The sequence below is a fragment of the Bacillota bacterium genome, assembly GCA_009711825.1.
GTDB lineage: Bacteria > Bacillota > Proteinivoracia > UBA4975 > VEMY01 > VEMY01.
Genome location: VEMY01000018.1, coordinates 1 through 8,687 on the forward strand (window position 1 = coordinate 1; position 8,687 = coordinate 8,687).

The 8,687-nt window shown below is 43.0% G+C and carries 7 protein-coding genes and 1 CRISPR repeat array; all 7 genes read left to right on the forward strand.

The features are described from left to right. Positions 1-417 precede the first annotated feature (417 nt). Genes cas3 through cas2 form a run of 7 tightly spaced genes read left to right on the forward strand, consistent with a single transcriptional unit; the run spans position 418 to position 7,949 of the window. Positions 418-2,595 carry a CRISPR-associated helicase Cas3' gene (gene cas3 / locus FH749_07050; GenBank protein ID MTI95229.1) on the forward strand — a complete coding sequence of 726 codons (2,178 nt, stop codon included), beginning with the start codon at positions 418-420 and terminating at the stop codon, positions 2,593-2,595. A gap of 18 nt (positions 2,596-2,613) precedes the next feature. Further along, positions 2,614-3,264 carry a type I-C CRISPR-associated protein Cas5 gene (cas5c, locus tag FH749_07055; GenBank protein MTI95230.1) on the forward strand — a complete coding sequence of 217 codons (651 nt, stop codon included), beginning with the start codon at positions 2,614-2,616 and terminating at the stop codon, positions 3,262-3,264. A gap of 4 nt (positions 3,265-3,268) precedes the next feature. After that, a complete protein-coding gene (gene cas8c / locus FH749_07060) occupies positions 3,269-5,077 on the forward strand; it encodes a type I-C CRISPR-associated protein Cas8c/Csd1 (protein ID MTI95231.1) in 1,809 nt (602 codons plus the stop codon). Positions 5,078-5,079: 2 nt separating this feature from the next. After that, positions 5,080-5,946: a type I-C CRISPR-associated protein Cas7/Csd2 gene (gene cas7c / locus FH749_07065; GenBank protein ID MTI95232.1), complete on the forward strand. Its 867-nt coding sequence runs from the start codon at positions 5,080-5,082 to the stop codon at positions 5,944-5,946. Continuing rightward, entirely contained in the window at positions 5,946-6,620 is a 675-nt protein-coding gene (gene cas4, locus FH749_07070) for a CRISPR-associated protein Cas4 (GenBank protein MTI95233.1), read from the forward strand. The genes cas7c and cas4 overlap by 1 nt, the downstream gene beginning before the upstream one ends. Beyond that, a complete protein-coding gene (cas1c, locus tag FH749_07075) occupies positions 6,617-7,648 on the forward strand; it encodes a type I-C CRISPR-associated endonuclease Cas1 (GenBank protein MTI95234.1) in 1,032 nt (343 codons plus the stop codon). Before cas4 ends, cas1c begins: the two co-directional genes overlap by 4 nt. 10 nt (positions 7,649-7,658) lie before the next feature. Next, a complete protein-coding gene (cas2, locus tag FH749_07080) occupies positions 7,659-7,949 on the forward strand; it encodes a CRISPR-associated endonuclease Cas2 (GenBank protein MTI95235.1) in 291 nt (96 codons plus the stop codon). A gap of 169 nt (positions 7,950-8,118) precedes the next feature. Continuing rightward, a CRISPR array of direct repeats spans positions 8,119-8,682; the repeat unit is 32 nt; unit sequence GTCGCGCCCCCCGCGGGCGCGTGGATTGAAAC. The last annotated feature ends 5 nt before the right edge of the window (positions 8,683-8,687 follow it).

An 8,687-nucleotide genomic window follows, 5' to 3' on the forward strand; every position in this document is an offset into this window, starting at 1 on the left:
GTAATGGGTAGCACGCTAACGGGGCGTCCTTTCCTTTCATAAGATAAGGTCATTATACCTAGCAGTTGTTGGACAGGCAATACAGTCAACTTTTGGGCTATATGGTTCAGCAAAAACACTTAACTCCGAAAAACTGGACCGTATTCAAGCAGAAGTTGCTGACCATCGAGAAATTATTTTACGTAGAGTTTGCTACTATTGGCATAATTAAAATTGCAACCAGATTAAAAAAAAGCTAGTCAATTCGACTTGCTCTTTCCATTTATTGCAGGAAAAGGTTTCAGGATGTAGAATTCAGAAAATACATGCTCGTGACACAGTTTGTCACTACAATTTTGTATAATGCTTATACATGAATAACAGTTAAAACCAACCAAGCCTGTTACTAATATAAGAGTTGATGAGGGGGTGAGTTGAGTGCATTTTTATGCCCATTCTTCTGCTGTTCCAGGTAAACCGTGGCAGAAGTTATCTGAGCATCTTAGTAATACTGCAAAAAGAGCTGAACAGTTTGCCTCAGAGTTTCACGCTGGTGACTTCGGGTATATCTGTGGCGCATTACATGACATAGGCAAGTACTCTCCTGAGTTTCAGGAACGGCTTCGTGGAGCACGTTTCCCGGTGGATCATTCAACTGCAGGGGCAATTGAGGCTAAAGTCCTTTTTGGTGAATCGTTCGGCAAACTTTTAGCTTATTGCATTGCAGGTCACCATAGCGGGTTGCCAGATTATGGGACCCACGCTTCAACAGAGGGCACTTTATGTTCACGATTTAATAAACAAGTTAAAGATTACAGTTCTTATAGGCTGGATATCGGTAGTCAAATTGAAAAGCTGCAACCTACATTTCCGCTCAACCCAATGCAAGATTATGTTGGCTTCTCGATTTCATTTTTTGTCAGGATGCTGTATTCGTGTTTAGTGGACGCAGATTTTTTGGATACTGAAAGCTACATGTCCGAAGTTGTGAAGCCCAGGGGGAACAATACTTCTATTGTCGATTTGCACGCCACTCTAAGTTCCTTTTTAAGAGGTTTTGTTAATCGGTCCACCAAAATTAACATCAAACGGTGTGAAATTCTAGATCGAAGTCTGACTATGGCAGAGCAAGAGCAAGGTCTATATTCTCTTACTGTTCCAACAGGAGGGGGCAAAACGTATTCTTCCTTAGCTTTTGCCCTCAAGCATGCGGTGGAGCATAAGTTAAACAGGGTTATCTATGTCATCCCTTACACCAGTATTATTGAGCAAAATGCTAAAGTATTTAAAGACACTTTAGGGGAACATAATATTCTTGAACATCACAGCAACTATCAATTTCAAGAACGTCTGACTGAAGATTATAAAACTATTGATGCTAAGTTAAAGCTGGCAACTGAAAACTGGGATATCCCAATCGTGGTAACAACCAACGTACAGTTTTTCGAGTCTTTGTTCTCAAACAGGAGTTCCAGATGTAGGAAGTTACATAACATGTCACGTAGCGTAATTATTTTTGATGAGGCCCAGATGTTGCCGTTGTCTTATTTGAAACCGTGCCTGTTGGCAGTAACTGAGTTGGTGAGGAATTACGGTTCAACGGCTGTTCTATGTACTGCTACTCAGCCTTCAATCAGAGGTCTGCTGCCTTCAGGGATGCAGCCAGTAGAAATAATGGACAATCCCCAACAACTATATCAGGATTTTAAAAAGGTTCAGGTGGTCAAAGAAGGTAAAGTTAGTGACGATAGTCTCGTTGAAAACCTTAATAAGCTAAAGCAAGTTCTTTGTATAGTTAACACCCGTAAACATGCAAAGGAGCTCTTTGCAAAGCTAGAGGATAAGGAAAACTCATTTCACTTGAGTACGCTTATGTGTTCAATTCATCGTCAACAAACGATTGCAATTATCAGGCAAAGGTTAAGAAATCAACAGCCGTGTCGAGTTATATCTACTCAATTGATAGAGGCAGGCGTTGATGTTGATTTTCCAGTAGTCTATCGCGCTCTCGCTGGTATTGACTCCATTGTTCAATCAGCCGGTAGATGTAATCGGGAAGGACACTTACGGACAGGCTACCTGCATGTTTTTGAACCAGACTCAAATTATTCAAAATTAAGGGGGTATTTGGAGAGAACAGCCAAAGTAGCCGAGGAAGTGTTTAGGCATTATGATGATCCAATTTCTTTAGAAGCCATAGAGTTTTATTTTAAGCAGCTTTATATGTTGGAAGGGGAAAGCTTACTGGATAAAAAGGGAATTATTGAGTGCTTCGAGGCAAGACATACGCAGCTTGAATTTGACTTCCAAACTGCTGCTAGAGATTTTCGTCTCATTGAAAGCAATACGGTTTCTGTAATAGTTCCGTTTAATAACCAAGCAGACAGGTTAATTAACGCTGCTAAGTATACCCCTTACCCGCTCAGTCTCGCACGAAAGTTACAAGCATTTACTTTGTCCATCTACGAGCATGAGTATAAGAAGCTGCTAAAAAACTCATCATTACAGACAGTAAACGATACTTTTGTTATTCTGAAAGATTTGGAGGGAAATTACAATAAAAAAACTGGATTAACAGTGCCAATGGAAACCTTTGGCGAAGGAATTTTTATCTAGGAAGGAGGTTCGTTGTATATGGGGTATGGCGTTAAGCTTCATGTTTCTGGTGATTACGCTTGTTTTACAAGACCAGAAATGAAAGTGGAACGGGTCAGCTATGATGTGATAACACCATCCGCAGCTAGAGGGATAATTGAGGCAATTTACTGGAAACCAGCTATTAGATGGATAATTGATCGAATTCATGTGTTAAATGAAATAAAGTTTACAAATATCCGCAGAAATGAAGTAAGCGAAAAAATATCGGCCGCAAGCATTAAAAAAGTCATGAATGGGGGCGCCGTAGATCTCTCTCTGATAGCCTCAGAAGCAAGGCAGCAAAGGGCATCAATGGTGCTAAGGGACGTTAGTTATGTAATTGAAGCACATTTTGAGTTGACTGAAAAAGCAGGCCCTGATGATCATCCTGAAAAACATTATAATATTGCGCTTCGGCGTCTTCGCCGAGGACAATGTTATCATCAGCCCTATTTGGGAACTAGGGAGTTTGCCGCAAAATTTGAATTGTTGGAGGCTGATATCCCGAGCAGTGTGTACAGTGGTGAACAAGACCTTGGTTGGATGTTATGGGATTTGGATTTCGAGAATAACATGACCCCAATTTTCTTTAGAGCAAGAATGAAGAACGGGATTATCGAGCTAGCTGATTTTATAAAGGGGAGGTGAGCTGGTGATTATAGATGCACTAAACAGGTATTACGATATCTTGTCTCAAGCTGGCGACAAAGATGTTCCTCGGTATGGGTATTGCGTTGCAAAGGTGAGCCACGCACTCACTATTTCAGATGATGGAGATTTAATTGATGTAATTTCTTTGATGGAACCAGGTAACAAAGGCAAGCTCTTTCCCAGAGATATTGTAGTACCGGAGCATAATAAACGGTCAGCCAATATCAACCCCAATTACATGTGCGATAACAGTACCTATGTGCTTGGAATCGACGGTAAAGATAAACCTAAGCGGACTGCCCGAGCGCATCAGGCCTTCAAGGAATTGCATCAGACAATTCTCGCATTTTCAAAAGGACATGCTGCAAAAGCAATATTGAAATTCCTAGAAAAGTGGAATCCCGGGTCCGCCATTGACCACCCAGTGCTAAAAAAATATATTGAAGATATTATACAGGGTTCAAACTTAGTTTTTCGATTAGATGGACAAGCAGGTTTTCTTCACGAAGAATTAGAGATAAAGCAACTGTGGGAAGCTTATATATCAAATTCAAAAGATGATATAGTGGCGCAATGCTTAGTAACTGGTGAAATAGCTCCAATTGCTGTTCTACATCCCAGCATTAAAAAAGTCAAGGGTGCTCAATCAAGTGGTGCGTCACTGGTGTCTTTTAATGCTCCGTCATACGAGTCGTACGGAAAAACGCAAAGTTTTAATTCTCCAACCAGTAAAAAGGTAGCATTCTCCTATACTACGGTGCTAAACCATATACTCTCTAGGCAAAATCAGAGAATTCAAGTTGGCGACAGCACTACAGTTTTTTGGGCAGAAAGTCCCAGCGATATCTACACTAATCTTGCCGCCCAGCTTTTCAACCCTTCAACTGAAAAAGACGAGGCTGAATCTGGCGAAAGTATTCGGGATGTCATAACAGAGGAATTGATTCATGATGTTCTATATCGTGCTAAGACAGGCAGCCAAATTGGCGATTTCAACGGAAAAATAGATGCGAGCACAAGGTTTTATATTCTGGGCTTAGCGCCCAACTCCAGTCGACTTTCAGTTAGATTTTTTCAATCTGATAGCTTTGGAGGATTTGTTGAAAAAGTTGCTCAGCACTATAAAGATATGGAAATAGTTAAAGACTTCGAAAGCAAGCCAACCAATATTCCGCTATGGATGATGCTGAGCCAGACAGTGTCACAAAAAGGCAGAGATAAGGATGCTAAACCGTTGTTAGCCGGCGCAGTTATGCGCTCAATTATTACCGGCACCGCCTATCCTGCAAGCTTGTTTAATGCAATGATAATGAGAGTCAGGGCTGATATGGACGATAAAGACCGCAGAATAGAACGCGTGAATTACATTAGGGCTTCAATCATCAAAGCGTATTTAGTACGGAATGCACGACTGCAAAATAATCAAGAGTTAAAGGAGGTACTGACAGTGAGCTTGAATGAGCAATCAACAAATACTGAGTACTTGTTGGGTCGACTTTTTGCCATTCTGGAAAAAGCGCAGCAAGACGCCAACCCAGGGATAAATGCGACGATTAAAGATCGCTATTTTGCCTCTGCCTGCGCGACCCCCGGCGCTGTGTTCCCGATTTTACTAAGATTAGCTCAGCATCATATATCCAAATCAGACTACGGATATGCAATCGACAAAAGGTTAGAGCCGATCATAAATGGGCTAACTAAATTTCCATCACATTTGTCGCTTGAGCAGCAAGGGACTTTTATCCTCGGTTATTATCATCAACGGGTAGCCTTATATCAGAAGGCAAAAAAAGAAGTTGAGGAGGCCTAATAATGAGTGAAGTTATCAAGAATCGTTATGAGTTTGTTGTTCTTTTGGACGTTGAAAATGGTAACCCCAATGGTGACCCAGATGCCGGCAATATGCCACGAATTGATGCCGAGACTAATCATGGGATAATTACTGATGTATGTTTGAAACGCAAGATTAGAAATTATGTTGAATTAGCAAAAGAGGAGTCAGAAGGTTTCAAAATCTATGTTAAAGATGGAGCGATATTAAACAAGCAGCATGAGACAGCCTATGTTGGACTTGGAATTGATCCAAAAGATGAAAAAGCCTCAAAGGCAAATCGCGAACCTCTGCGAGATTTCATGTGCAAAAACTTCTATGATGTACGGGCTTTTGGCGCGGTCATGACCACCAAGATTAATTGTGGGCAAGTAAGAGGTCCTATTCAGCTGAATTTTGCAAGAAGCGTAGATCCCATAGTTACTCAGGAATTGACCATAACCAGGATGGCTGTCACCACAGAGGCGGATGCTGAGAAAAAGTCAACTGAAATGGGCAGAAAGCATGTTGTTCCGTATGCACTCTACAAAACTGAGGGCTATATTTCCGCCAATCTAGCCAGGAAGACAACTGGATTTACTGAGGAGGATCTGAAGCTATTCTGGGAGGCAATAATCAACATGTTCGAACATGACCATTCAGCTGCAAGGGGCAAAATGGCAGTTCGTAAATTGGTTGTATTTAAGCATGATAATGAATTAGGCAATGCGCCATCCCATAAGTTATTCGAATTGATCAAGGTGAAGAAGAAGGAGCAGACCAAGCCGGCAAGAGCCTACGATGATTACAACGTAGAAATTGATTGTGCCAATGTCCCTGAGGGCGTTTCACTGATAGAGATGGTTTGATGTCTCATTTTAGTGATGATGATCTCCTGGCATTATCAGGTATTCAGCATTTTGCCTTTTGCCAAAGGCAATGGGCGCTAATTCATGTGGAAAAACAATGGGCTGAGAATTTGCGCACGGTTCAGGGAAAGCAATTGCATGAGCGTGTCGATAATCCTGATTTCTTTGAATCTAGGGGGGACATTTTAACAACAAGGTCTGTCCCCCTCTCTTCTTATGTACTTGGTCTCTATGGTGTAGCAGATATGATTGAATTTCATGCTGTGGAGCAAGGTGGCGTTAAGCTTAATGGTAGAGACGGCGAATGGCTCCCTGTTCCTATAGAGTATAAGAGGGGACGCCCAAAACGTGATAATATCGATGAGGTGCAGGTTTGCGCCCAAGCCCTTTGCCTAGAAGAAATGCTAAATATAGAAATACATCATGGTTTTATTTTCTATGGAGAAACCAGACATCGGGATAAGGTAATCTTCCATACGGAGCTTAGAAATAGTGTCGAAGAACTGGCCAAACAGATGCATAGCCTCTTTAAACAAAACATCACTCCGAGACCGAACTATACTAGTGCCTGTAAATCTTGTTCTCTTGTAGATATGTGTATTCCTAAGTTAGATGGTAAGCATTCTGGTGTGGCTAAGTATATCAATAAATTTCTTAGTAGGGAGTTGCTATGAGAAAGCTACTCAGTGTGTTATACGTCAGTACTCCAGAGTCTTACCTGTCTCTAGAAGGTGAAAACATTGTAATCTCCGTTGAGGGCACAAAAAAATTTCAGATTCCTGTGCATAACATAGAAAGTGTCGTTTGTTTCGGCTACTTGGGGGCAAGTCCAGCATTGATTGGCTTTTGTGCTAAAAACGGGGTGGGATTAAGCTTTGTGAGTCCCTATGGCAAATTTTTGGGGCGTGTTACCGGTGGTGTCTATGGAAATGTATCGTTGAGAAAAGAACAATTTCGCCGATCAGACGACGAGACTAAATGTTTACCGATTGCGATTAGTTGTATCACAAGCAAGTTGAATAATTCTAGGGTTGTATTGGAGAGGTGTATTCGCGATCATGCCGAGAATGTTGATACGAAGTCACTCAAAGAGATCTCAGCATATCTAAAAATCAATGCAAACCGGTTACAAAAATGTGAGACGCTGGATGAAATTCGGGGTATGGAAGGTGATAACGCCAGAGCTTACTTTGGCGTGTTTAATGAACTGATATTACATCAGAAAAAGCACTTTTATATGCACGGTAGAATTAAAAGGCCACCTACAGACAACCTAAATGCGATGCTTTCGTTTCTTTACACGATATTGGCACATGACGTACAATCAGCTTTAGAGACAGTTGGATTGGATCCATATGTTGGTTTTCTGCACCGGGATAGACCTGGAAGGCCATCCCTTGCGTTAGACATTATGGAAGAGTTTCGGGCATTTATGGTAGACAGGTTGGTAATCTCTTTAATAAATAGAAAGCAGGTTACGGCAAAGGGATTTTCCCGAAAAGAAAGCGGCGAAGTTCTTATGGACGACGATACCAGAAAGGAAGTCTTGACCGCATGGCAAAAGCGTAAGCAAGAGCGAATAACACATCCTTTCCTGAATGAGAAGATTGACTTAGGGTTATTACCATATGTCCAAGCTCTGTTGTTAGCACGTTACCTTCGAGGAGACCTGGATTTATATCCCCCATTCCTATGGAAGTAGGTGATGTGGCATGATGGTGTTGATTACTTATGATGTCAATACAGAAACTAAAGAGGGGAGGCGAAGGCTTAGAAAAATTGCAAAGTGTTGTGTTAATAAGGGGCAGCGTGTGCAGAACTCAGTATTTGAGTGCTTAGTAGACCCCGCACAATTTGCAGAGTTAAAGCACAAGCTTGAGGGAATAGCAAATCCAGAAACTGACAGTCTAAGGTATTACTTTCTTGGGCGTAACTGGAAGGACAGAGTCGAGCATTTTGGAGCCAAACAAGCTTATGATCCAGAGGGAACCCTTATTATGTAGTCTGCGAACCTCAAGCTCACATGAAAAGTCTGGGGAGTTCGCAACGCTTCTGTATCAAGGTTGGAGGGCTGTAATGGGTGCTTTTTTGGTGACAGATCTTGCAGCTATGGAAAGGGTCGCGAAAAATGCACTGGGAAACGTTGATTTATATGACTTTATGACGGATAGTGTCGCGCCCCCCGCGGGCGCGTGGATTGAAACGGATCTATCAACCGAAGCCCAAACCCAGACGGAAGGTCGCGCCCCCCGCGGGCGCGTGGATTGAAACCGCATCCCATAACACGGTGAGCGGTAATTTCTGCGTCGCGCCCCCCGCGGGCGCGTGGATTGAAACGAGATAACCCTCGGCGACAAGTCAATCCGCATCAAGTCGCGCCCCCCGCGGGCGCGTGGATTGAAACGCGGCAACCTGGACAACTACAGCACCGTTGCTGGTCGCGCCCCCCGCGGGCGCGTGGATTGAAACAGGTCAATCTGTCTACACACCTTGTTTTGACATTGTCGCGCCCCCCGCGGGCGCGTGGATTGAAACTGCCCATCTCCGTGTTTGTGGCCGGGGATACGGTGTCGCGCCCCCCGCGGGCGCGTGGATTGAAACTATGAAAAATACGGCGACAAAATCCGGCGAGGAGGTGGTCGCGCCCCCCGCGGGCGCGTGGATTGAAACCAAGGTCAAGAGGTGGTGAGATGCGCGTCCCCTCGTCGCGCCCCCCGCGGGCGCGTGGATTGAAACCAACT